General features: G+C 67.1%; 23 protein-coding genes. 9 read left to right on the top strand and 14 right to left on the bottom strand.

Annotated elements, in window-relative coordinates:
• Nucleotides 1-14: 14 nt before the first annotated feature.
• From BTO20_RS10425 to BTO20_RS10410, 4 genes are read right to left on the bottom strand one after another with little or no spacing between them, the layout of a single operon-like run.
• Nucleotides 15-1,766, bottom strand: coding sequence for an FAD-binding protein (locus BTO20_RS10425; protein WP_087075593.1), 1,752 nt, complete (start codon nt 1,764-1,766; stop codon nt 15-17).
• Nucleotides 1,763-2,686 (bottom strand): 3-carboxyethylcatechol 2,3-dioxygenase, encoded by a 924-nt coding sequence (locus tag BTO20_RS10420; protein ID WP_232491102.1) that lies wholly within the window; start codon nt 2,684-2,686, stop codon nt 1,763-1,765. The genes BTO20_RS10425 and BTO20_RS10420 overlap by 4 nt, the downstream gene beginning before the upstream one ends.
• On the bottom strand, nt 2,634-4,322 hold the full coding sequence (locus BTO20_RS10415) for a bifunctional 3-(3-hydroxy-phenyl)propionate/3-hydroxycinnamic acid hydroxylase (protein WP_087075589.1): 1,689 nt from the start codon (nt 4,320-4,322) through the stop codon (nt 2,634-2,636). The genes BTO20_RS10420 and BTO20_RS10415 overlap by 53 nt, the downstream gene beginning before the upstream one ends.
• A gap of 2 nt (nt 4,323-4,324) precedes the next feature.
• A complete protein-coding gene (locus tag BTO20_RS10410) occupies nt 4,325-5,221 on the bottom strand; it encodes an alpha/beta fold hydrolase (RefSeq protein WP_087081905.1) in 897 nt (298 codons plus the stop codon).
• A gap of 129 nt (nt 5,222-5,350) precedes the next feature.
• Here BTO20_RS10410 and BTO20_RS10405 point away from each other — a divergent pair, with 129 nt between their 5' ends.
• The 3 genes from BTO20_RS10405 to BTO20_RS10395 are packed head-to-tail and all read left to right on the top strand — an operon-like array spanning nt 5,351 to nt 8,284.
• Nucleotides 5,351-6,064: an IclR family transcriptional regulator gene (locus tag BTO20_RS10405; RefSeq protein ID WP_087081903.1), complete on the top strand. Its 714-nt coding sequence runs from the start codon at nt 5,351-5,353 to the stop codon at nt 6,062-6,064.
• Between the two features lie 14 nt (nt 6,065-6,078).
• Entirely contained in the window at nt 6,079-7,692 is a 1,614-nt protein-coding gene (locus BTO20_RS10400) for an FAD-dependent oxidoreductase (protein ID WP_087075587.1), read from the top strand.
• A 34-nt stretch (nt 7,693-7,726) separates the two neighbouring features.
• Nucleotides 7,727-8,284: a TetR/AcrR family transcriptional regulator gene (locus BTO20_RS10395; RefSeq protein WP_087075585.1), complete on the top strand. Its 558-nt coding sequence runs from the start codon at nt 7,727-7,729 to the stop codon at nt 8,282-8,284.
• Here BTO20_RS10395 and meaB read toward each other — a convergent pair.
• The gene (gene meaB, locus BTO20_RS10390; protein ID WP_198344322.1) at nt 8,273-9,151 is read right to left on the bottom strand and encodes a methylmalonyl Co-A mutase-associated GTPase MeaB; all 879 of its coding nucleotides are present in this window, start codon (nt 9,149-9,151) and stop codon (nt 8,273-8,275) included. The genes BTO20_RS10395 and meaB overlap by 12 nt on opposite strands.
• Before the next feature lie 117 nt (nt 9,152-9,268).
• Here meaB and BTO20_RS10385 point away from each other — a divergent pair, with 117 nt between their 5' ends.
• Nucleotides 9,269-10,033 (top strand): SDR family NAD(P)-dependent oxidoreductase, encoded by a 765-nt coding sequence (locus BTO20_RS10385; RefSeq protein WP_087075581.1) that lies wholly within the window; start codon nt 9,269-9,271, stop codon nt 10,031-10,033.
• Nucleotides 10,034-10,127: 94 nt separating this feature from the next.
• Complete coding sequence (locus BTO20_RS10380) at nt 10,128-10,889, top strand: SDR family NAD(P)-dependent oxidoreductase (protein ID WP_087075579.1); 762 nt, start codon at nt 10,128-10,130, stop codon at nt 10,887-10,889.
• A 115-nt stretch (nt 10,890-11,004) separates the two neighbouring features.
• Here BTO20_RS10380 and BTO20_RS10375 read toward each other — a convergent pair whose 3' ends face one another.
• From BTO20_RS10375 to BTO20_RS10360, 4 genes are read right to left on the bottom strand one after another with little or no spacing between them, the layout of a single operon-like run.
• Nucleotides 11,005-11,763: an enoyl-CoA hydratase/isomerase family protein gene (locus BTO20_RS10375; RefSeq protein ID WP_087075577.1), complete on the bottom strand. Its 759-nt coding sequence runs from the start codon at nt 11,761-11,763 to the stop codon at nt 11,005-11,007.
• Nucleotides 11,764-11,769: 6 nt separating this feature from the next.
• Nucleotides 11,770-12,858, bottom strand: a complete 1,089-nt coding sequence (locus tag BTO20_RS10370; RefSeq protein WP_087075574.1) for an acyl-CoA dehydrogenase family protein — start codon at nt 12,856-12,858, stop codon at nt 11,770-11,772.
• The gene (locus BTO20_RS10365) at nt 12,845-13,666 is read right to left on the bottom strand and encodes an acyl-CoA dehydrogenase family protein (RefSeq protein ID WP_087075572.1); all 822 of its coding nucleotides are present in this window, start codon (nt 13,664-13,666) and stop codon (nt 12,845-12,847) included. Before BTO20_RS10365 ends, BTO20_RS10370 begins: the two co-directional genes overlap by 14 nt.
• Entirely contained in the window at nt 13,644-15,038 is a 1,395-nt protein-coding gene (locus BTO20_RS10360) for a class I adenylate-forming enzyme family protein (RefSeq protein WP_087075570.1), read from the bottom strand. The genes BTO20_RS10365 and BTO20_RS10360 overlap by 23 nt, the downstream gene beginning before the upstream one ends.
• 119 nt (nt 15,039-15,157) lie before the next feature.
• Between BTO20_RS10360 and BTO20_RS10355 the strand changes: the two genes are divergently transcribed.
• Nucleotides 15,158-15,478 (top strand): 2Fe-2S iron-sulfur cluster-binding protein, encoded by a 321-nt coding sequence (locus BTO20_RS10355; protein ID WP_087075568.1) that lies wholly within the window; start codon nt 15,158-15,160, stop codon nt 15,476-15,478.
• Here the strand turns inward: BTO20_RS10355 and BTO20_RS10350 are convergent.
• Genes BTO20_RS10350 through BTO20_RS10335 form a run of 4 tightly spaced genes read right to left on the bottom strand, consistent with a single transcriptional unit; the run spans nt 15,463 to nt 19,440 of the window.
• A complete protein-coding gene (locus tag BTO20_RS10350) occupies nt 15,463-16,512 on the bottom strand; it encodes a CaiB/BaiF CoA transferase family protein (RefSeq protein ID WP_087075566.1) in 1,050 nt (349 codons plus the stop codon). The genes BTO20_RS10355 and BTO20_RS10350 overlap by 16 nt on opposite strands.
• Nucleotides 16,509-17,465 (bottom strand): LLM class F420-dependent oxidoreductase, encoded by a 957-nt coding sequence (locus BTO20_RS10345; protein WP_087075564.1) that lies wholly within the window; start codon nt 17,463-17,465, stop codon nt 16,509-16,511. Before BTO20_RS10345 ends, BTO20_RS10350 begins: the two co-directional genes overlap by 4 nt.
• Nucleotides 17,465-17,863, bottom strand: coding sequence for a cobalamin B12-binding domain-containing protein (locus tag BTO20_RS10340; RefSeq protein ID WP_087075562.1), 399 nt, complete (start codon nt 17,861-17,863; stop codon nt 17,465-17,467). The genes BTO20_RS10345 and BTO20_RS10340 overlap by 1 nt, the downstream gene beginning before the upstream one ends.
• Complete coding sequence (locus tag BTO20_RS10335; RefSeq protein ID WP_087075560.1) at nt 17,863-19,440, bottom strand: methylmalonyl-CoA mutase family protein; 1,578 nt, start codon at nt 19,438-19,440, stop codon at nt 17,863-17,865. The genes BTO20_RS10340 and BTO20_RS10335 overlap by 1 nt, the downstream gene beginning before the upstream one ends.
• Nucleotides 19,441-19,621: 181 nt before the next feature.
• On the opposite strand from BTO20_RS10335, the gene BTO20_RS10330 reads away from it, so the two are divergent.
• From BTO20_RS10330 to BTO20_RS10320, 3 genes are read left to right on the top strand one after another with little or no spacing between them, the layout of a single operon-like run.
• Nucleotides 19,622-20,482, top strand: coding sequence for an SDR family oxidoreductase (locus tag BTO20_RS10330; protein WP_087075558.1), 861 nt, complete (start codon nt 19,622-19,624; stop codon nt 20,480-20,482).
• Nucleotides 20,479-21,981: a class I adenylate-forming enzyme family protein gene (locus BTO20_RS10325; protein ID WP_087075556.1), complete on the top strand. Its 1,503-nt coding sequence runs from the start codon at nt 20,479-20,481 to the stop codon at nt 21,979-21,981. Before BTO20_RS10330 ends, BTO20_RS10325 begins: the two co-directional genes overlap by 4 nt.
• The gene (locus BTO20_RS10320) at nt 21,978-22,280 is read left to right on the top strand and encodes a hypothetical protein (RefSeq protein ID WP_083163550.1); all 303 of its coding nucleotides are present in this window, start codon (nt 21,978-21,980) and stop codon (nt 22,278-22,280) included. Before BTO20_RS10325 ends, BTO20_RS10320 begins: the two co-directional genes overlap by 4 nt.
• Here the strand turns inward: BTO20_RS10320 and BTO20_RS10315 are convergent.
• Nucleotides 22,277-23,482: a cytochrome P450 gene (locus BTO20_RS10315; protein WP_087075554.1), complete on the bottom strand. Its 1,206-nt coding sequence runs from the start codon at nt 23,480-23,482 to the stop codon at nt 22,277-22,279. The genes BTO20_RS10320 and BTO20_RS10315 overlap by 4 nt on opposite strands.
• Nucleotides 23,483-23,524: the final 42 nt, after the last annotated feature.

The raw sequence follows: 23,524 nt of genomic DNA, 5'->3' as shown, positions 1-23,524 counted from the left end.
GTGTCGTTTTCCTCCTAGGAAATCCGTTGCTGCAGTGAGTTTTCGGTGATCTCGGCGGGCTCGTCCGGGCCTCTGGCGGCATGTCTGGCCGCGACGTACCCGAATGTCATGGCCGGACCGATGGTGGCCCCGGCCCCTGCGTAAGTGCGGCCCATCACCGCGGCGGAAACGTTGCCCACCGCGTAGAGGCCGTCGATCACCGTGCCGTCGGCGCGTAGCACCCGCGCGTGCTCATCCGTGCGCAATCCACCCGAGGTGCCCAGATCACCCAGGATGATCTGGAAGGCGTAGTACGGCGGCTTGCCGAGCGGGCGCAGATTAGGGTTGGGCAGCGTCGGGTCGCCGTAGTAGTTGTCGTAGGCACTGTCACCCCGGTTGAAATCGTCATCGTGCCCGGCGTGCGCCAGCTGGTTGAACCGCTCGGCGGTGGCCCGCAGGTTCTCGCGGGGCACACCGATCTCGGTGGCCAGATCCTCCCAGCTGTGCGCCTGCACCACCACACCGGAATCCAGCCAGGCCCGTGGCACCGTGCGTCCGGTGGGGACCGGCGCGAACGGGATCTTCGGGATCGGCAGGTGCCCGGCCACGACGTAGCGATGGAATGAGTCGATGTCGGTGATGAGCCAGCACGGGATGTGGGTGACGCCAGCTTGTTGACCCGCGATCATCGCGTGCGCGAAATCCATATACGGTGCGGCTTCGTTGATGAATCGCTTGCCCTCGCCGTTGACGACGAACTGCGCAGGCATCATCCGCTCGTTGAGCATGAACTGCAGCCGTCCGTCGGGCCAGCAGATCGCCGGGAACCACCACGCCTCATCGAGCAGATCAGTTGCCGCACCGACCTTTTCCCCGGCTCGGATGCCGTCGCCGGTGGACGCCGGGTTGCCGAAGCTCCAATCCTTGTCCAGGACCGGCAGGTGCTCTTTGCGCCAGGCCATGTCGTGATCGAAACCGCCCGAGGCCAGGATCACCCCGCGCCGGGCCCGGATCCGCAGCGGCTGCCCGTCGCGGTGGACCACCGCACCGAGCACCGTCCCGTCGTCGCCGGTGATCAGTTCGGTCATCGGCGCGTCGAGCCACAGCGGGATGTCGTGCTCTTTGAGGGCCAGCCGCATGCGGGCGGCCAGCGACTGGCCGATGGCGGCCATCCGGTCGCCGAACACCCTGGCGCGAAACATCCGCCAGATGAGTTTCGCCAGCACTGCCTTGCCGCGCCAGTTCTGCCGGATCTGGTAGAAGAGTCGAAGATCCTTGGGGGCGAACCAGATTCCCTTGGGTGCCAGCGCCAGCGGGGTCAGCAGGTGGCGTTCCTCGTCGCCGAGTTTGCGCAGGTCGATGGCCGGCACGTTGATGGTGCTGCCCTGCGCGGACCCGCCCGGCAGCTCGGGATAGTAGTCGGCGTACCCGGGCTTCCAGACGAATTCGAACCAGTCGCTGGTGCGTTCCAGGAAGTCCATCATCTCGGGTGCCGCGGTCACGTACTGCCGCAGCCGGGCGTCACTGACCGTTCCCTCGGTGATCTCCTTGAGGTACTCGAAGACGCCGTCGGGCGAGGGCACGTAGCCGGCGCGACGCTGCGCAGGTGCCCCGGGCACCCAGATGCCACCGCCGGACAGCGCGGTGGATCCGCCGAACTGGGGCGACTTTTCGACGACGAGTGTGTCGAGCCCGCCTGCGTCGGCGGTCAGTGCGGCCGTCATGCCGCCCCCGCCGGAGCCGATCACCAGCAGATCCACGGTGTGGTCGAACTGTTCTGAGGTCATGATGCGCTGGGTACCGCCGTCCTGATCGCGAAGCCTGCTATCAATTCCGGTGCCGCCCGGTAGAAGTGGTGGCCGGTCCGATACGGTCCGGCGGCCGCGAGCGCGGCAAACGCGGCCACCCAGGTGCGGATCTCGTGGGCCGAGTTGCCGCCCTCTGCCGCGATGAATGTGTTGGACCAGCCGTCCAGGTCAGCGAGCCGACCGGTGTCGAAGATGTCCAGCAGGCTGCGATCCCAGTCCGGGTTGAGCGGGCGCAACGGGCTCTCACCGTGGGCGAAGTCGTGGGCGGCCCGGCTCACGGCGCTCTGCCGCGCCAGCCGTTGCTCCGGCGTCATCGCCACGCCGTGCACGATTCGGTCCAGCGCCGCGGGCGGCGCGGTCGCCAGCGTCGGCACGGGTGGATCATGGGACAGCCCACCGGATCCCAGCACCAACACCCGCAGGTTCAGGGTCGCGAGATGAGCACCGACGGCAGCGCCGAGCGCCCGGGTCCGCGCCAAGGGGCCCAGCGGGGTGGCCACCGAGTTGATGAAGATCGGCACCACCCGGCGCGCGGACGCGTCGCCGAACAGCGCCTGCAACGGCTGCACCGTACCGTGATCGACGTCCATGCTCGACGAGATGGCAACGTCGACACCGGCTTCCCAGCAGGCCTGGGCGCACGCCTCGGCGATGTCCGCGGCGACGTCGAGCGGGCCCTCGTGAGTTCCGTAGTCACCGACGCCGGCCGCGGCGGTGCCGATGCAGAACGGCGGCATCAGCCGGTAGAAGAAGCCGTTGTAGTGGTCGGGCGAGAACGTGACGACCAGTTGCGGATCGAAGTCGACGACGAACGCGCGGGCTGCATCGAGCCCGGCCGCGATGTCGTCAAGCAGTTCCCGCGACGGCCCCGGAAGATTCAGCAGCGGGCTGTGCGACATACAGCACAGGGCTATCGGCATCGTCACCTCCCTTCCGCGTCACGTGTAAGACCTCGAACAGGGCCGCGCTCAGTTCCGGTGCGCGCTGGGCGATGTCGGCTCCGGCGATACAGCGGTCGGGGCGGATCACCAGCACCGACTCGGCGTGCCCGTCGAACCACGCCTTGAGCGCCCCGGTGCGGTCGCCGACGATCACGACATCGGGATCGGCCGGTTCGTCATCGGCGTCCCAGTGCAGCTGCGTCTGAGGCCGCGCGGCGACGAAGGTGGCGCCCAGCGTCTTCCACTGGCCGAACGCGTCCGCACCCAGCACCGCCCGCGGATTGTTGTTCCAGCACAACACCGCGAAGCCGGGCCCGATCACATCGTCGAGCAGCACATCGCACCGCTCGCGGGTGTCGACCCGCGGCTGGATGAACAGGGTGCCCACCGGTGAGGTCGGGCTCGGTGGCTTCGGGTGGTGGATCGCACCCTGGTCGTACCGCGGCATCGGCTTGAACCGCATCTCCAGCACATAGCGCTTGAGTGCGGGCACCACCGAGGCACCGCGGATGAGCCGGTCGCGTACCGCGGCGACACGTCGGTTGGTGGGCGAGATGACGCGGCCGACCATGGTGGACAGGTCGATCATGGCCCGCGCGTGCTTGCGCCGTTCGACGTCGTAGCTGTCGAGGAGCCGATCAGCGGCCTGCCCGTTGACCACCGCGGCCAGCTTCCAGCCCAGGTTGGCCGCGTCGCGGATACCGCTGTTGTAGCCCTGCCCCTGCCACACCGGCATCAGGTGAGCGGCGTCCCCGGCGAGCAGCAGCCGACCGGCCCGGAACGCGCCGGCGATGCGGGAATGATGGGTGTAGACGCGCTGCCGGATCACCTCGACCCGCTCGGGATGCGCGACGAACGGCGCGAGCAGCCGCGCCATGAACGCGGGATCTTCGGCCTGCTCGTCGGTTTCGTCGGGATGGATCATGAACTCGAAGCGCCGGATGCCGTGCGCGATGGAGATCGACGCGTACGGGCGGTCGGGGTCGGCACCCACCTCGCTGTTCGGGTGTCCCAGTGGATCATTGGCGAGATCGATGACCACCCAGCGGGTGGCCGAGGTGGTGCCGTCGAAAGACACGCCCATGAGATGCCGCGTGGCGCTGCGTCCGCCATCGCATCCGACGAGATACGTCGCCTGCACAGTGTCAGGGCCGAGGTCCACGGTCACGCCGTCGGCGGTCTGGGCGGCCGAGTCCATCCGGACCCCCCACGCCACCTGGACATGGTCGAAGCGGTCCAGGCCGGCGAGCAACTGCGCGTCGACCATCGGCTGCACGAAGCCGTTGCGCTTCGGCCAACCGAACCGCGCGTCAGCAGGCGACATTTCGGCGAGCAACCGGCGCTTGCCGTCGTAGAACCGCAGGATCTGGTTGGGCACGGTGTGCGGCAGGATCGCCGCCACCAGGCCGATCGACTGGAATGTGCGCAGTGACTCGTCGTCCAGTCCGACCCCGCGCGGGTAGTCGATCAGGGTGTCGCGTTCTTCGACGACGAGCGTCCGGACACCCTGCAGGCCAAGGATGTTCGCCAAGGTCAGGCCCACCGGGCCGGCACCGACGATCACGACGTCGTAGTGGTTTGCGAGTTCGGTCACGGCTAGTCCTTCAGCAGGAAGTCCAGGTGCAGCCGGTTGAACGTGTCCGGGTCCTCATACTGCGGCCAGTGTCCGCAACCCGGCATCACCTCGAACCGGGCACCGGGGATCATGTCGGCGATGCGGCGCCCCTCGGCCACGTCGGCGGTCGGATCGTCGCTGGTCCACACCACCAGCGTCGGCGCGGTGATCGAGCCGTACTCGCTGGGCCCCAGGATGTTTCGGGCCCTGATGTCGGGATCTTGCAGTGCCATGATGTCGCTCATCGCCGCGACGAAGCCCGGCTGGCGGTAGATCTGCCGGCGGCTGGCCACGATGTCGTCGTAATCCTTGGTCTTGTCGGCCATCAGCCATTTGATGCGGGCCTGCACGGTTTCCCAGGTGGGATTCTCGGCGGCCGCCATGGACAGGGTGATGATGCGCTTCATCACTTCGGGGTCGGCTTGGGAACCGCCGGCGGTGTTGAGCACCAACCGGTCGACGCGGTCGGGGTGGTCGACGGCTGCGCGGGCCGCGACCCAGCCGCCGAGCGATTCGCCCGAGATGTGGGCTCGCTGAGCGCCGATGGTGTCGAGGACGCCGATCAGATGCTCGACATAGTGCGCCACCTCGAGCGGATGACCGGGCTTGTCGGTGTAGCCATGCCCGAGCATGTCGATGGACCAGGTCGAGAAGTGCTCGGCGTGCGACGCGAGGTTGCGCACGTAGGCCTCGGCGTGACCGCCCGACCCGTGTAGCAGAACCAGCGCGGGCCGTGTCTGCTCTCCGGCATGCAGGTAGCGCGTCCGCACGCCCGCGACGTCGAGATAGCCCTGGGAGAATGCGACACCCTGGAGATCGCTCCACACACTCTCGAACTCGGTGGGGCGGGCGACCGGCGCCGCAGCCGTGCTCGTCATGATCCCCTCTCCGGAGTCGATGAGAATATCGTTCTCCATTTTCGTAAGCACTTTGCTCAAATGTCGCACATGATCGTGCATTATTATCAGAGCATTACTCTCGTCGAGATCTCTGTCAAGGAGGGCGCGATGCCGAACCGGGTCACCCACCCGAAGACCGAGGCTGCACCCAACGGCGTCCCCGGATCACAGACCCTGGCCCGTGGTTTGAGTGCACTGCAGGCGATCGCCAACGCGCCCGCCGGACTGACCGTGCAGCAGGTCGCCGACCATCTCGGAGCCCACCGCACCATCGCCTACCGGCTGCTGGCGACGTTGAGCCAATTCCGTTATGTCGCAAAGGGAGACGACGGGAGATACCGACCCGCGGCGGCCCTTGCGGTGCTCGGCTCGTCGTTCGACAACAACCTGCGCCAACTGTGCGTGCCGACGCTGCGCGCGCTGGCCGACGAACTCGGCACCACGGTGTCACTCCTGGTGGCCGAAGGTGACCAGCAGGTCGCGGTCGCGGTGCTCACGCCGAACCAGGTGTTCTACCAACTCTCCTTCCACGAAGGCAGCCGACACCCGTTGGCACTGGGTGCAGCAGGCGTGGCTTTGCTGGCGAGCATGGCACCGCGCCCCGGGGAGCGCGAGCTGGTTCGCCAGACCCGCGAACAAGGCTGGGTGATCACCCACGGCGAGATCGAGCCGAACACCTTTGGGCTGGCAGTGCCGGTCCGCAGGCGCGCGCCGTCACCACCCACCTGCATCAATTTGATCTCACACCGCGAGGACGTCGTCCTCGGCGGCAAGGACGCGGTGGTGCGCGCAGCACACGAACTGTCCACAATCCTGCACTGAAAGGCCATGCACCCATGACAGATTGGGACGACGACGTCGACGTCGTGGTACTGGGCAGCGGAGGGGCCGGGTTGACCGCAGCACTGACCGCTGCCGCCAACGGTGCCACGGTCGCCGTCTACGAGAAGGCCGCCACCGTCGGCGGAACCACGGCCGTATCGGGTGGGATCGTCTGGATCCCCGCCCACGACCGTGGCGCCGACGGGCCGCTACCGGTCTCCGACGCGCTCGCGTATCTGCGCGCCCAGGCACTGGGTTACCTGGACACCGAGTTGGTCGAGACCTTCGTACGCACCGGCGCGGGAATGCTCGATTTCGTCGAGGAACACAGCGAGCTGCGGTTCTCCGTCGCCGAGGGCTTTCCCGATTACAAACCCGAGCTGCCCGGCGGGCGGCCCGGCGGTGGACGTTCGTTGAGCGCGGGACCCGTCGCCCTCGCCCGGTTGGGCCCGTGGCGGGACCGGATCACGTCGTTCCCAGCCGATTTCAGCAACGTCGGCATCGACGCTGAGACCCGCGCGCGCATCCACGCCGGGTATGACGACCCCGATACCGACTTGTGCGTAGCTGGTACGGCGCTGATCGCAGGGCTGTTGCGCGGCCTGGTCGAGTTGGGCGTGCAGCCGGTCACCGGCGCCCGCGCGGTCGAGCTGATCGGCGATTCCACGGAGATCACCGGAGTCCGAATCACCGTGGACGGCATCGATATTCGGGTACGGGCGCATGGCGGCGTGGTGCTCGCCACGGGCGGGTTCGAGTGGGACCCGAGGCTGGTCGAGGCCTATCTGCGTGGGCCGATGCGCGGTCCGGTATCCCCACCGAACAACACCGGCGACGGGCTGCGGATGGCGATGGCGCACGGCGCGGACCTGGCGAACATGGGCGAAGCCTGGTGGGTGCCGGTCGTGCAGATTCCCGGCGACACCATCGACGGTCATCCCCGCAGCCGCAGCGTGCGCCTGGAACGCACCCGGCCGCGGAGCATCATCGTCAACCGGGCGGGCAAGCGCTTCCTCAACGAGGCCGGCGAATACAACTCGATGGCAGGGCCGTTCCAGTACCTCGATCCGAGAACCGGATATGCCAACGATCCCGGCTGGATCGTCTTCGACTCGATTCACCTGCACCGCTACGGATTCCTGGGCGTCTCACCGGGAGAGCCGGTGCCCGAATGGTTTTCGCCGTCGGCTGATCTGGCCGAACTCTGCGTCAAGACCGGCATCGACCCCGACGGTCTGGCCGCCACCCTGCGGGCCTGGAACGAGAACGTCGCGCGCGAGATCGACCCGGATTTCGGCCGCGGCTCCAGTGCCTATGACGGTTACTGGGGTGACACCTCGGCGGCGACGCCCGCCGGTCAGACCCTCGGCCCGATCGATACCGCGCCGTACTACGCGGTGCCCGTCACGGTCGGCGCGATGGGCACCAAAGGCGGGCCCCGCACCGACCGGGACGGGCGCGTGCTGCATGTCAGCGGGTCACCGATCCCCGGCCTGTTCGCCGCGGGCAACGCGATGGCCGGCGTGACGGGCAAGGCATACGGCGGCGCAGGCGGCACCCTCGGGCCCGCCATGGTGTTCGGCTACCGCAGCGGATACACGGCAGCGACAGGCAAGTCCGTCACCTGACCGCCCGCGCTAGCCAGTCGGCTACCCTCGGGGAATGCTCTGGACGCCGCGCAGTGCCGCACAGACCCGCATCCTCGATGCGGCGCTGGAGCTCATCGTCGAGCACGGTGTCAGCGGCACGTCATTACAGATGATCGCCGATGCCATCGGCGTCACGAAAGCCGCGGTGTACCACCAATTCAAGACCAAAGAAGCCATCGTCATCGCACTGACCGAACGCGAACTCGGTCAACTGGAGGACGCCCTGGAAGCGGCCGAGGCCGAGGGCTCACCCGTTCGGGCCCGGGAGGTTCTGCTCACCCGGGTGATCGAGATGGCCGTCGCGCGCCGGCGGGCAGCCAGCACACTGCAATTCGATCCGGTCGTGGTGCGACTGCTCGCGCAACACCAACCGTTTCAGCAGTTCATCGACCGGCTCTACGCGGCACTGCTCGGCGGCGGGTCCGGCACCACGGCGCGCGTGCACGCCGCCATGCTCTCGGGGGTCATCAGTGTCGCGGTCATGCACCCGCTGGTGGCCGACATCGACGACGACACACTGCGCACCGAACTGCTGCAGACGATGCGGCGTATCGTCGCGCTACCCGCCTGAATCCGCGATCAACCGCGCTGCTGCCGTGTAGGCGTCGCTGTTGCCGTCGGCGACCGCGCCCGCCAACCGATCCAGTTCGGCATGGTTGCGCAACAGGGTCTGAGCCAGCGACAGGATCTGCGCGCGGGCCCGGGCGGCACGCCGCTCCGAGGTGTCGGACCGGTGGTGGGCATCGATCGCTCGCACGAGGTCAGCAATCCCGTCCCCCTGTGCGGCAACGAGTTTGAGTACCGGAGCACTCGTCTCGGCCCGCAGGTCGCGCACCGTCTGGTCGGCGCCGTCGCGGTCGGCCTTGTTGACCACCACCAGATCGGCGACCTCCAGCAGGCCGGCCTTGGCGGCTTGCACCGCGTCGCCGGCGCCGGGGTTGAGGATCACCACCGTCGGATCTGCGATCGCGGCGATCTCGATCTCGGATTGCCCGACGCCGACGGTCTCCAGCACGACGAGGTCATACGACAACGCCGCCAGCAATCGGATCGCGGCAGGCACCGCCGCCGCCAGACCGCCCAGATGTCCGCGGGTGGCCACCGAACGGATCAACACGTCGGGATCGTTGATGTGGGCCGCCATCCGGATGCGATCACCCAACAGGGCGCCGCCGCTGTACGGCGAGGACGGGTCGGCGGCCAGGACCGCCACGCGCAGGCCCGTCGCACGGTAGGCGCCCACCATCGCTCCCACGGTCGTCGACTTGCCGGCACCGGGCGGGCCCGTGACACCGATGACGCGGGGCGTCGGTGCCTCAGTACCGATGGCCGCCAAAACCTCGCTCCGGCGGTCACTTTCGACCAGGCTCAGCAACCGGCCGGTGGCGCGCAGCGATCCGCTGCGCGCGGCGGCGATGAGCTCTTCGATGGTGGACATCATCGTGAGCCTACGGAGCAGAACCCGGGTTCGGGCATCGGAGGTCTCCCTGGTTCACCCAACATGAGAATGTTATTCTCTCGACTAGAGAGCATGAATTGCAAGAAGGGGAACCCTATGCAAATCGCCGGAAGTTCCGCGATCGTCGTCGGCGGCGCGGGTGGCCTGGGCGAGGCGACCGTGCGCCGGTTGCACGGCGCAGGCGCCAAGGTGGTCGTCGCCGACCTTGCCGACGACAAAGGCGCCGCACTGGAGAAGGAACTCGGCATTCGCTATGTCTCCACCGATGCCACCTCCGAGGAATCGGTACTCGCGGCCATCGCCGAAGCCGAATCCCTTGGGCCGCTGCGCATCTCCGTCGACACGCATGGCGGCCCGGCCAGCGGTGGCCGGCTGGTCGGCAAGGACGGCTCGCCCCTGGGTCTCGACGGCTTCAAGAAGACCATCGAGTTCTACCTGACGGCGGTATTCAACGTGATGCGGCTGTCGGCAGCGGCGATCGCCAAGACCGAGCCCCTTGATGAGGGTGGCCGCGGCGTCATCGTCAACACCGCCTCCATCGCCGGATACGAAGGCCAGATCGGCCAACTGCCCTATTCCGCAGCCAAGGGCGGCGTGCTGGGCATGACGCTCGTCGCCGCACGGGATCTGTCCCCGTTGGGTATTCGCGTCGTCACCATTGCGCCCGGCACCATCAACACCCCGGCGTACGGCAAGGCGGCCGACCAACTCGAGCAGTACTGGGGTCCGCAGGTGCCATTCCCCAAGCGCATGGGCCGTTCGGTGGAATACGCGCAACTGGCCCAGAGCGTCATCGAAAACGACTACCTCAACGGCGAGGTCATTCGCCTCGACGGGGCCCTGCGGTTCCCCCCCAAGTGACGGCTGTGTCCGTGCCCCCTTTGCACCGCGAGCGTGCGTGTCTGCTGGTCAACACGCCGGTATCTGTCAGCACTTCACGCACCCTCGATAGGCCATGAGCGTGCCTGAACCGGCGTCGACCCACTCGCTCGAGGGGAAGGTCGCGTTCGTCGCCGGCGCCAGCCGTGGCATCGGGGCGACGATCGCTCGCGCGTTGGCCGCCGAGGGGTCGGCCATCGCCGTCGCGGCACGGTCCGAACAACCCGGCAAGCTACCCGGCACCATCGGTTCGGTGGCAGCGGAGATCACCGAAGCCGGCGGGCGCGCCCTTGCCGTGCCCTGCGACGTCACCAGCGAGGCTTCCGTGAACGACGCTGTCGCCGCGACGGTTTCGGAGTTCGGCGGCATCGACATCCTGGTCGCCAATGCGGGCGTGCTCTGGCTCGGGCCCGTGGAGACCACGTCATTGAAACGCTGGCAGCTCTGCCTCGACGTGAATCTCACCGGCGTCTTCCTCGTGACCAAGGCGGTGATCCCGCATGTCCGGGCCCGTGGCGGCGGCTCATTGATCGCCATCACCACCACGGGCGTCGACATGCCCGGCGCCAACGCCTACTGGGTTTCCAAGGCCGCCGCCGAGCGTCTGTATCTCGGGCTGGCCGCAGACCTGCGCGGTGACAACATCGCCGTCAACTGCCTCAGCCCGTCACGGGTCGTGCTGACCGAAGGCTGGCAGGCCGGCGGCGCGGGCATGCAGATTCCGCCCGAGATGGTGGAACCGCCCGAGGCCATGGCGCGGGCCGCGGTGCTGTTGGCCGGCCAGGACGCCGACGGAATCACCGGCACCGTACAGCGTTCCGAAGAACTCGCGCCCTGACGTTCCGCGAGCGTGCGTGGAATGCTGCCCCGGCACGGAGTGTCGGGCAGCAGACACGCACGCTCGCGGTGCTAGGGATGCTAGGGGTGCTAGGGGTGCTCGGGGTGTAAGCGTGCTAGCTGATCAAGCCGTCGACGATCCGGTTGAAGTCAGCGGTCCCGAACGATACGTATTCCGCGAGATTGGCGTAGTCGAGTGAGGCCATCACCTGCTGCTCCAGCTGGATGTTCATCAACCGTTTGGTGGCTTCGACCGCCTGCCTCGGCAGGTCCATGAGCTTCTTCGCACACGCGATCGCCTCGGCCAGTGGATCCTGTACGACATGGTTGGCCAGGCCGAGTTCCACTGCACGCTGGGCCGTGATCCGCGCGCCGGTCAGCGCGAATTCCTTGGCCTGCAACAGGCTGATCTGCGAACCCCACACCAGCGGACCGCCGTCGGCGGCCACCAGACCGATCTGCACGTGCGGATCCGCGAAGTGCGCGTTCTCGGCGATGTAGACGACGTCGGACAGCGCTGCCAGGCTGCAGCCGAGCCCCACCGCCGGCCCGTTGACGGCAGCGATGACCGGGATGCGGCAACGCACCATGCCGATGACGAGGTCGCGTCCATGCTTGATCGTCTTCTGTCGCAGGGCCTCGTCGCGCCGCAACTCGTCGAGGTAGTTGAAGTCGCCACCGGCCGAAAACGCCCGGCCCGCACCGGTGATCACTGCCGCGCGCGCATCGGCGTCCTCGTTGAGCGCCTCCCACAGCCGCGCCAACCCGACATGGAGGTTGTCGTTGACGGCATTGAGCGCATCAGGTCGGTTCAGCGTGATGATGCGCAGACCGCCGTCGGCCTGGACGTCGATTTCTTCTGGCATTCCGTACATGTGCTCTCATACCCCCAGTCCGAGGATTCGCGACGCGATGATGTTCTTCTGGATCTGCGACGTGCCGCCCATGACGCTCTGCGCGCGGCTGTAGAGATAAGCGCTGAGCAATTCGGGATCGCGGGCGCCGCTGACCGCCAGTGCGGCATGGCCGACAGATTGCTCGACCCACGTCATCAACAGCTTGTCCAATGATCCCTGCGGCCCGTGGTTGATGCCGTCGAGCTGTTCGGACAGTCGGCGGCGGACGTGCAGGCGCAGCATCTCGGCCTGCACCGCCGCCCACGCCAGGTCATCCGGAACCTTGCCCTCAACCCGAGACGCCATCTCGCGCACCAGCTTTCCGTACCGTGCGGAGTATCCCAGGGTCGACGGTTCGCGCTCATGGCTGACCACGGTCATGGCAAGGCGCCACCCATCCCCCGGCGCACCGACCATGTGCGAGGCGGGCACAACCGCCCCGTCGAAGGTCACCTGACCGAACTCGGTGGTGACGCCGTTGATCATCTGCAGTGGCCGCTGCTCGATGGCGTCCTGGTGCATCGACACGATGAAGGCCGAAATGCCCTTGTGCCGAGCGACATTCTTGTCGGTGCGGGCCAGCACCAGGCACCAGTCCGCGACATCGGAGTAACTGGTCCAGATCTTGTGCCCGTTGATGATGTAGTTGTCGCCGTCGCGGGTTGCCGTGGTGGTCAACGACGCCAGATCCGACCCGGCTCCGGGCTCGGAGAATCCTTGGCACCAGCGCTCGGTACCGTTGATCATCCCGGGCAGGAACCGCTGCTGTAATTCCTTGCTGCCGTGCTGGCCCAGGCCCACCACCAGGTAGCCAAGGCTGGGCCGCGGCGGCGCACCGGCGCGGGCGAGCTCCTCGTCGACGATGACGTCGTAGACCGGCGCCAGCTCCTGCCCGCCGAACTCCTTGGGCCACGATGTTCCGAAAAAGCCTGCGGCATAAAGGGCCTGATGCCATGCCCCCATCCGGGTCCAGTAGTCATCGCCGGAGGCCCTGAAGGATGCGGCGTTGTCGGCCAGCCAGGTCCTCAGTCGGTCCCGGAAGGCCGCCTCTTCGGCTGAATCACGAAAGTCCAAGATCGATGTCCTCCAGTCCGACGGGCCACAGTTCGGTCGATGTCAGGACGCGGCGCAGATACACGTGCGCCAGGCACTCCCAGGTGTTGCCGATGCCGCCGTGCACCTGGATCGCGGTCTCGCATACGGTGCGGGCGGCGCGGGCACAGTAGATCTTGGCGATCCGCGCGGCCTGCACGGCCTCGTGTGCCTCTAGTTCGTCGACGGCCCACGCCGCGTGCCGCAGCACGCTGACCGACCCTTCGATCAGGGCCAGCCCCTCGGCCAGCAGGTGCGCGATCGCTTGGTACGAGCCGATCGTCGAGCCGTACTGTTCCCGTACCTTCGCGTAATCGCAAGCCAGGGCGTGGGCCCCGCGGGCAGCCCCGACCAGGTCGGCCGCGGTGGCGGTCAGCGCCAGTGCCCGCCAACGCTGCGCGCCCTCGGCGGTCAAATCGCCGAGTTCGCTTGGTGTTTCGATCACGCCGACGGAGCTTCGGGTCAGATCCACTGCGGCCGGGCCTGCGCCGTCGGCAGCGACCGCCACCGCCCGGCCGAGGCGGCGCGACAGATCGTCGGCCAAGACCGGCCCGAGGAACGGCACATCGACCAGCCCGCGCGCGAACTCCTCGGCGACGATCGCCACCTCCACCCCGGAGGCCCCGTCCGAACGCAGCGTGCGCCACTCGGTGGCGGCCACGGTGTTCTCCAACCGGGCGATCCGCCCGTCATCCGACAACTCCTGGACCGCACCGGGTCCCAGATCGTCGGCCAGCTTGGCCGCGGCCTCGCGCAGCTGCTGCTGTTCAGCCGTCAGACGGACGTCCATGCCGCTCCTTGCACACTCGTCGCAGTACCTTTCCGGACGGTAATCGGGGTATTTCGGTGACGAACTCGACACGGGCGGGCCGCTTGTACGACGCCAGGCGGTCCCCGACATGGTCTATGAGCTCCGCGGCGGTCACCGCGGACGCGGTGGCCACGATGGCGACGACGGCCTCGCCGTCGGCCGGGTCGGGCTCGCCGAACACGGCACAGTCCGCCACCGCGGGATGGCCGTGCAGTACGTCCTCGACCTCGGCGGGTGCGACCTGGAATCCACGCACCTTGACCATGTCCTTGCTGCGGTCGGTGATGTGGAGAAAGCCGTCGTCATCGAGGTGGCCGATATCGCCGGTGCGATACCAGCCGTCGCAGAACGCGTCGGCGCCGGCCTCGGCCGGCAGGTAACCGGCCATCACTGATTCCGAGCACACCTGGATCTCACCGCCGTCACCGATCCGGACGCTGACCCCTGCTGCGGGCCGCCCCACGGTGTCAATGCGCGCGCCGCTCAACGGATTACAGCTGATGACGGGCAGTTCGGTTGCGCCGTAGGCCGTCACCCAGCTCACCCCGCACCGTGCGGTCACGGCGTCGGCGATGCTGCGGGTGACCGGCGTGGCGCACCACATGATGTAACGCAGCGAGGACAGGTCGTGGCGCTCGAGGTGGGGATGCGCGGCGAGTGCCAAGGCGATGGGCGCCACTGCCATTTCGATCGTGATCCGGTCGGATTCGATGTGGCGCAACATGGTTTCGACCTCGAAGCGCGGATGCAGTCGAATCCAGGCCCCGGTGTCGAGGGCCATCGCGATGTTGAGCAGTCCCAGGATGTGCGATGGCGGTGTCATGATCTGCAGCCGGTCGGTGGCGGTCAGGCCCAGCGCGGACCGCCAATGGCGAATCGCCGCGGCGAAACCGCGGTGGGTGTGCCGGACCGCCTTGGGCAGCCCCGTGGTGCCGGAGCTGAACACGAACAGGGCGTCAGCGTCGAGTTCGGGCGGCCGGTATGTCCACGGTTCGGTGCCGGCTGATGCGTCGACCAGCTCATCGAGGTGCAGCATCGGCATGTGCGCAGCCAGCACATCGTGATCGCCCACCGCATGTCCGGGAGCCGTCAGCGCCAGAGCGTGGCCCACCTCGCCGGCCTTCCAGGCGGGACTGAGCAACACCGCGGCCGCACCGAGACTCCAGATGGCCTGCAGGGCGGTCACGAACTCTGGCCGGTTGGACGACATCAGGGCCACCCGGTCCCCATGCCCGACTCCCCTGCGGCGCAGCACCTCGGCTACCCCGCTGCTGAGTGCGGCCAGGTCGGCGCGGGTGTACTCGCGGTCTCCGTACGCGAGCGCGACGGCGTCAGCCACGACTCGACTCATCGGACACCTTCGCCGACCTCTCCGTAGTCAGATCGTCCTGCCGGACGGTTGAGAAGATACTATCATTTATAGAGAATGATATTCTCGCTACGTCAGAATGATAGTGCACAGGGAGTCTCATGACGGCAGAACCGATGTCCGCCACGGCCGCCAGCGAAACCGGCGGCCAGGTGACGATCATGTTCGAAAACGACCAGGTGTCCGTGCCGCGGCGACCGGGGGAAACGCTGCTGGAAAGCGCTCGCCGCGCCGGGATGACGCCGCCGTTCTCCTGCGAGGCGGGCAACTGCGGCACCTGCATGGCCAAACTCCTCGAGGGCACCGCAACGATGCGGGTCAACGATGCGTTGGACGACGACGAGGTCGCCGACGGCTATGTGCTGACCTGCCAGGCGATCCCGGACTGCGATCTGGTGACGGTCTCCTACGACGAAGATTGAGCAGCCGAGCGCTCGTCCAGTGCCGGCGGCGGACGGTAGTCGGGCGCATACCCGGCGATGCGAATGGGGCTGCCTACCAACCGGAAATCCCCGGCGCCGACCACGGCTTGCGGCGTGTCCGCCAACGCCTCGGGCAGGGTGCGCACGGCCGCCGCCGGGATACCCAGCGGTTTGAGTCGCGCCTCCCACCCGAGCGCGGTGTCGGTGGCCAGCGCCGCGGTCACCACACTCAGAACCTCGTCGCGACGTGCCGCACGCTCGGCCATGGTTGCGAAACCGTCGATCTTTGCCTCGTTCGCGAACGATCTCCAGAACCCGTCGTGGGTGACGAACAGTGCCAGGTAGCCGTCAGCGGTGGGAAAGAGCTGGGCCGGAACATAATACGAGTGGGCACCGAACGGGTACCGGCGCGGCTCTGCGCCGTCGTTGAGATAGGCCGCAGCGCGATAGTTCAGCTGTGAGAGCATCACGTCGCGTAGCGAGACGTCGACCTGTCCGCCCCGGCCTGCCACGATCATCGCCAAGAGACCCAGCGCGGCGGTCAGCCCGGTCGAATTGTCGGCCGACGAATACCCGGGCAGGGTGGGCGGACCGTCCGGGTCACCTGTCATCGCCGCCACCCCGGTGGCCGCCTGGATCACATAGTCGAACGCCGGGTCGTCTCCCCCGTCGAGTCCGAACCCCGTCATCGCCACACAGACGATCTGTGGATTGAACTGCCGCAGTGCCTCGTAGGTGAGGCCGAGCCTGCGGATCACCGACGGCTTCATGTTGACCAGTAGGGCATGTGAATCAGCAACCAGTTCAGCGAGTTTCGCTTTACCGTCGCCAGACGCGAGGTCCAGGCAGATACTGCGCTTGCCCCGGTTCAGGCTCGCGAAGTAACTGTCACCGACCTGCCGGGAGATCTCACCGCCGAGCGGCTCGACCTTGAGCACCTCGGCGCCCAGGTCCGCCAACATCATGGTCGCGTACGGGCCGGCGAGCATGACGCCGACCTCGATGATGCGGACGCCCGCCAGCGGCGCGGTCACCGCAGGCGCTTCGCGAGTTCGGCGATCACCTCACGCGTGCGGTACTTCGAGGCGATGAGCTCGTCGCGGTTGTCCCCGATGGGCAACAACCGCACCGACAGATCCGTGACACCGGCGTCGGCGAACTGTTTGAACCGCTTGAGGATTGACTCCTCGTCACCGGCCGCACACAGATCGCCGACAGTACGGGCCTCGCCCCGGTCGAGGAGCCGCTGGTAGTTCGGCGACGTCTCGGCCTCGGCCAGCACGCGGTTGGCCCGGTCCTTGGCGGTTTCGATCTCGGAGTTGGCGCACAGCGTGACCGGGATGCCTGCGACGATGCGCGGCGCGGGCCTACCCGCGTCCGCGGCGGCCTTGGTGATCCTCGGCGCGATGTGTTCGCCGATGGCCTTCTCGTCGGCCATCCACAACGATGTGCCGTCGGCGTGCTCGCCGGCGATCTGCAGCATCACCGGGCCCAGTGCGGACACCAGCACCGGCATCGGGGTATCCGCGCCGAGCACCGTGGGGTTGTGCACCGTGAACGAATCGTTCTCCACGTCAACGTCCCCGGGCCCGGCGATCGCGGCGTTCAACACTTGCAGATAGTCGCGGGTGTAGGCGGCCGGCTTCTCGTAGGGCAGGCCAAGCATGTCGCGAATGATCCAGTGGTGCGACGGGCCGACGCCGAGGGCCAGCCGGCCCGCCGACATGGCGTGCACCGAAAGCGCTTGGCGGGCGAGCGCGATCGGATGCTGCGCCTGCAAGGGCACCACCGCGGTCCCGAGCTCGATGCGCGACGTATTCGCCGCCATCAACGCGACCATGGTGAGGCAGTCGAAGTCGTTGGGCACCTGCGGCATCCACGCGCTGTCCAACCCCGCCGATTCGGCCCACTGAACATCGGAGATCAGCTTGGAGACTTTGCGGGCCATGTCGCCGCGCTCCGCCCCGATCATGACGCCAAGACGCATCAGCCTGAAACCTTGTCTGTGAGAGCCCGAACCTCGGTCACCAGGAGCTCGAGCGCGGTGCCGGTCGGAAACACCGCAGCCGCACCTGCATCCAGCAATTTCTGTACATCGCCCTGCGGGATGGTGCCCCCGACGACGACCGCGATGTCGTCGGCGTCGGCCGCCCGCAGCGCTTCGACGGTTCGAGCAGTGAGCGCCACGTGCGCCCCGGAGAGGATCGAAAGACCCACCAGGGCCACGTCTTCCTGAAGCGCGATCGAGACGATGTCCTCGATGCGCTGCCGGATGCCGGTGTAGATGACCTCGAATCCGGCATCGCGCAGGGTGCGTGCGACGATCTTGGCACCGCGGTCATGACCGTCCAGCCCTGGCTTGGCGACGAGCACTCGGGTGGCCACTAGAACACCACCGGTTGCCGGAACTCGCCCCACACCGCTTTGAGCGCCGAGACCATCTCGCCCACCGTGCAATACGCGTTGGCACAGTCGATCAGCTTGTGCATCAGATTGTCGGTTCCTTCCGCAGAGCGCTTCAGTGCGGCAAGACTTTCCGCGACCGCCGCCGCATCGCGTTCTGCCTTGACCTTGCTCAACCGTTTGAGTTGCAGGTCACGCCCCTCGGCGTCGAGCTCGTAGGTCGCGAGGTCGGGCGCCGGCTCGTCGACGACAAACCTGTTGACGCCGACCACCGGCCGCTCGCCCGACTCGATCTCCTTGTGAATCTTGAAGGCCTCGTCGGCGATCAGGCCCTGCAGATAGCCGTCCTCGATGCAGCGCACCATGCCGCCGTGCGCCTCCAGATCGGACATGATGGCGATGATCTTGGCTTCGGTGGCATCGGTCAGCGCTTCGACGAAGTACGAACCACCCAGCGGATCGGCAACTTTGGTGACGCCGGTCTCGTAGGCCAGGATCTGCTGAGTGCGCAGCGCCAGTGTTGCCGACTCCTCACTGGGCAGCGCGAACGGTTCGTCCCATGCGGCGGTGAACATCGACTGCACGCCGCCGAGCACCGACGCAAGAGCCTCGTACGCGACCCGCACCAAGTTGTTCTGAGCCTGCGGTGCGTACAGCGAGGCACCACCGGACACACACCCGAAGCGGAACATCGACGCCTTGTCGGTGGTGGCACCGTAGCGCTCCCGCACGATGGTGGCCCAGCGCCGCCGGCCCGCACGGTATTTGGCGATCTCCTCGAAGAAGTCGCCGTGGGTGTAGAAGAAGAACGAGATCTGCGGAGCGAACTTGTCGATGCTCATGCGGCCGCGCTCGACCACCGTGTCGCAGTAGGTGACGCCGTCGGCCAGGGTGAAGGCCATCTCCTGTACGGCGTTGGCTCCGGCGTCGCGGAAGTGTGCCCCGGCCACCGAGATCGCGTTGAACCGCGGCACCTCGGCCGCGCAGAACTCGATGGTGTCGGCGATCAGTCGCAGCGACGGTTCCGGCGGCCAGATCCAGGTGCCGCGCGACGCGTACTCCTTGAGGATGTCGTTCTGGATGGTGCCGGTGAGCTTTTCGCGCGGCACGCCCTTGCGTTCGGCCGCGGCGACGTAGAAGGCCAGCAGGATCGCTGCGGTGCCGTTGATGGTGAAGCTCGTGCTGATCGCGTCGAGTGGGATGCCGTCGAAGAGAATCTCGGCATCGGCAAGGGTGTCCACCGCGACACCCACGCGGCCGACTTCTTCTCCGTACTCGTCGTCGTCGGAGTCAAAGCCACATTGGGTGGGCAGATCCAGGGCGACCGACAGGCCCGTGCCGCCTTGCTCGAGCAGGTAGCGGTACCGGCGATTGGACTCCTCGGCCGTACCGAAGCCCGAATACTGCCGGAAGGTCCAGGTCTTTCCGCGGTATCCGGAAGCAAAGTTGCCGCGGGTGAACGGATAGGCGCCCGGCGCGGGTGGTTCGCCGGCCCGGTCGCCCGGCCCGTACACGGGCGCCAGCGGGATGCCCGAAGGGGTCTGTACGTCATCGCTCATCAATGGATAACGTACTTGCCAAAAATGAGAATGCCAATACCGCACGAGGGAAATACCGCGCGCGTACTGGCCGAAAGCGGCCAGGGCCGGCCCAGTCCACCGGGGACGCCCTATGATTACGTGACTTGCTAAAAATGAGAATGGCAATACCATCAAAGGACGGCGGCGCGCGAGGAGGCCCATGCCCAGCCCACAGGAGTCATTCAGCGATCGCACCCTCGTCGTATCCGGCGGCAGCCGCGGCATCGGCCTGGCGATCGCGCTCGGCGCCGCTCGCCGCGGAGCGAACGTGGTGCTGCTGGCCAAGACCGCCGAACCGCACCCCAAGCTGCCGGGCACCGTGTACACCGCAGTCGCCGAGGTCGAGGCCGCGGGCGGAAAAGCCGTCGCGGTGGTCGGGGATGTCCGTAACGACGAGGACGTCGCGCGCGCAGTCGACACCGCGGTCGAGCATTTCGGCGGCATCGACATCGTCGTCAACAACGCCAGCGCCATCGCCACCGAACCCACCGAAGCGCTGCCTGCCAAGAAGTTCGACCTGATGATGGACATCAACCTGCGCGGCACATTCCTGCTCACCAAGGCCGCGCTGCCGCATCTGCGCGGCTCTGCCAATCCGCACGTACTGACGTTGGCTCCGCCGATCAACATGAACCCGTACTGGCTCGGCGCCCATCCCTCCTACACCCTGTCCAAATACGGGATGACGCTGTTGTCACTGGGCTGGGCCGCCGAATACGCCTCTGAAAAAGACGGAGCCGGAATCGGTTTCAGCTGTCTATGGCCCGAGACCTACATCGCCACCGCCGCCGTCGCCAACGGTGCCGGCGGTCCGGACATGCTCGCTGCGTCGCGTAGTCCGGAGATCATGGCCGATGCCGCCGTCGAGATCCTGTCCCGTCCGGCTGCCGAGGTCACCGGACAGTGCTTCATCGACTCGCAGGTGCTCACCGCCTCCGGCGTCGCCGACCTGTCCCGATACGGTGGCGGGGATGATCCGATCATCGATATCTTCATCGACGCACCGGGACAGGGTCTATGAGTATTTCGCTGCTGCTGGAGATGGCGGTGTCGGGCAACCCGGACCGCACCGCGGTGGTGTCCGACGATATCCGCCTCACCGCTGGGCAATTGAGTGCGCTGGCCGACGGCGGCGCGGGCGTCATCACGGCGTCCGGCGCAGCCCACGTGGCCTACGTCGGCACCGGGGGCGCGCTCTTGCCCCTTCTGCTGTTCGCCTCTGCCCGCGCCGCGGTACCGTTCACCCCGCTCAATTACCGGCTCAGTGCCGACGGTCTGCGTGAACTCATCGGCCGGCTCGCCGAGCCGCTTGTGATCGCCGATGCGGAATACGCCGAAGTCGTGGCCGGTGCCGGTAAACAGGTCATCAGCTCCGAAGAGTTCCTTGCCTCAGCCGGCCGGTCCGAGCCCGTATCGGAATTCGTCGATCCCGATGCCGTCGCGGTGGTGCTGTTCACCTCCGGCACCACCTCGCGCCCCAAGGCTGTCGAGCTCACCCACAACAACCTCACCAGCTACATCACCGGGACGGTCGAATTCGACTCGGCCGCACCCGAAGACGCCGCACTGATCTGCGTACCGCCGTATCATATCGCCGGTGTCGGGGCGGCCATGTCAAATCTCTACGCCGGCCGGAAGATGGTCTACCTCCCGACCTTCGACGCGAATCGCTGGGTTGAGCTGGCCAGGTCCGAGGGTGTCACCACCGCGACCGTCGTGCCGACCATGCTGGACCGCATCGTCACCGCCCTCGAGGCGTCCGGCAGCACACTGACGACGTTGCGCAATCTGGCCTACGGCGGTTCCAAGGTCGCGTTGCCCCTGGTCCGCAGGGCCCTGCAGCTGCTGCCCGACGTCGGCTTCGTCAACGCCTACGGCCTCACCGAAACCAGTTCGACCATCGCGGTTCTTGGTCCCGAGGACCACCGTGCCGCGCTGGCCACCGACGATGCGTCCGTGGCTCGGCGGCTCGGATCGGTGGGAAAGGTGGTGCCCGGTATCGAGGTGCAGATCCGCGCCGACGACGGCACCGTGCTCGGCCCCGGCGAGACCGGTGAGCTGTTCGTGCGGGGCGAACAGGTTTCCGGTCGCTACACCGACATCGGCTCGGTGCTCGACGCCGAAGGCTGGTTTCCCACCAAAGACGTTGCGATGCTTGACCAGGACGGCTACCTGTTCATCGGCGGCCGTTCGGACGACACCATCATCCGCGGCGGCGAGAACATCGCCCCGGCCGAGATCGAGGACGTGCTCGTCGAGCATCCGGCGGTGCGCGACGTTGCCGTCGTCGGACCGGAGGATCCGCAGTGGGGGCAGATCATCGTCGCCGTGGTAGTGCCGGCCGAAGGCGCCTCGCCCGATCCCGACGCGTTACGCGAGCACGTGCGTCAGCAGCTGCGCGGTTCCCGCACCCCCGACCGGGTGGTGTTCCGCGATGAACTGCCCACCAACGCCACCGGCAAGGTGCTGCGCCGCCAGCTCGTCGACGAACTTCAGCCCATCTCCAAGGAGTCAGCATGATCAAGAACGGCACCCGCCTCCAGAGCCAAGTGTGCGATACCCAGGTGATCGTCGTGCGCAGCGCCGACAGCCTCGACGATCTGCGCGCAGGCGGCGTCGCGATGATCGCACTCGACGCCGAAAAGGATTCGGGCGCAACGATCGACCCTGCCTTCGCCGACGGCAATCTGATGGGCAAGCGCTATGTCGACGACGGTGGCGCCGAGGTGCTGGTCACCAAGGCGGGTGCGGGCACGCTGTCGATCGGCACCACCGCGCTGAACCTCAAAGAGGCCAAGCCCCTGCCTGCCAGCGACTAGGTCGCCACAAAGGCAGGCATGGCATCCCAGCCGCGCACCGTGGAGGTCGGTGACAACGCGGCGTTGTCCAGGTCCACCTCCCACACCGGGAAGCGCTTGAGGATCTCCTCCAGTGCGATGCGGCCCTCCAGCCGGGCCAGCGCCGAACCCAGGCAGTAGTGGGTGCCGACACTGAACGCCAGGTGCTGGCGCTGTTCACGGTGAATGTCGAAAACCTCGGCGTCGGGCGGGAATTGGCGGCTGTCGCGCACCGCCGCGCCGATCAGCATCATCATCACGCTGCCCTCGGGCACGGTCTGGCCGTAGAACTCCACGTCGCGGGTCACGTACCGGGCCACATGCGGGGCGGGCGGCTCGAAGCGCAGCAGCTCCTCCACCGCCTGCGGGATCAGCCCCGGGTTTTCGACGAGCTGGCGCCGTTGATCCGGATGCTCGGCGAGAACCTTTGCCGCCCAGCCGATCAACCGCGTGGTGGTCTCGTTGCCCGCTCCCGCCACCACATTGATGTAGATCAGCAGTTCCTCACGGGTGAGCTTGCGGGTGACGCCGTGCTCGTCGGTGAAGTCGACGTTGAGCAGGTCCGTCATGATGTCGTCGGACGGGTTGTCCTTGCGCCAGTCGATGTACGCCTCGAAGATCGACCCATCGACCAGACCCTCCTTGGCGGCCCTCATGGGTTGCCCCGCCTCGGTTCTCAACTGCTCGTTGCCATGATCGCGGATCATCTCCTGATCACCCTCCGGGATGCCGAGCAACGCGCTGATCACGCGCATCGGCATCACGGCTCCGAAGTCGGTGATGAAGTCGAATTTGCCCGCACCCACTAGTGGGTCGAGGGCCTGCGCACAGAACTCGCGGATCTTTGGCTCGAGCGCATTGATCTTGCGGGGCGTGAACATTCGGGCCAGCAGCTTGCGGTGGATGTCATGGATGGGCGGATCCTCGAAGATCAGTGCGCCCGAGGGGATGTCGATGTTGGCTTTGATCAGCTCGATGATGGCGCCGCGGGCCGAGCTGAAGGTCTCGTGATCGACGAGCGCCCGGTTGACGTCGGCGAATCGGCTCAGCGCGTAGAAGTCGTGCGGCTCGTTGTAATACAGCGGCGCTTCGTCGCGCAGGCGCGCGAACGTCGGATACGGGTCGGTGTTGATCTCGACGTCGTAGGGGTCGAAGTACACCTTCTGGGTCGCGCTCGCTGTCACGGAAATCCACCTCTCTGTGTTCGAGAACGGAGTTTACACAGA

This window comes from Mycobacterium dioxanotrophicus (genome assembly GCF_002157835.1).
In the GTDB taxonomy this organism is placed as follows: Bacteria; Actinomycetota; Actinomycetes; order Mycobacteriales; family Mycobacteriaceae; genus Mycobacterium; species Mycobacterium dioxanotrophicus.
Note: the sequence above shows the minus strand (reverse complement) of the source record. Positions and strands in the feature narration are given on the sequence as shown.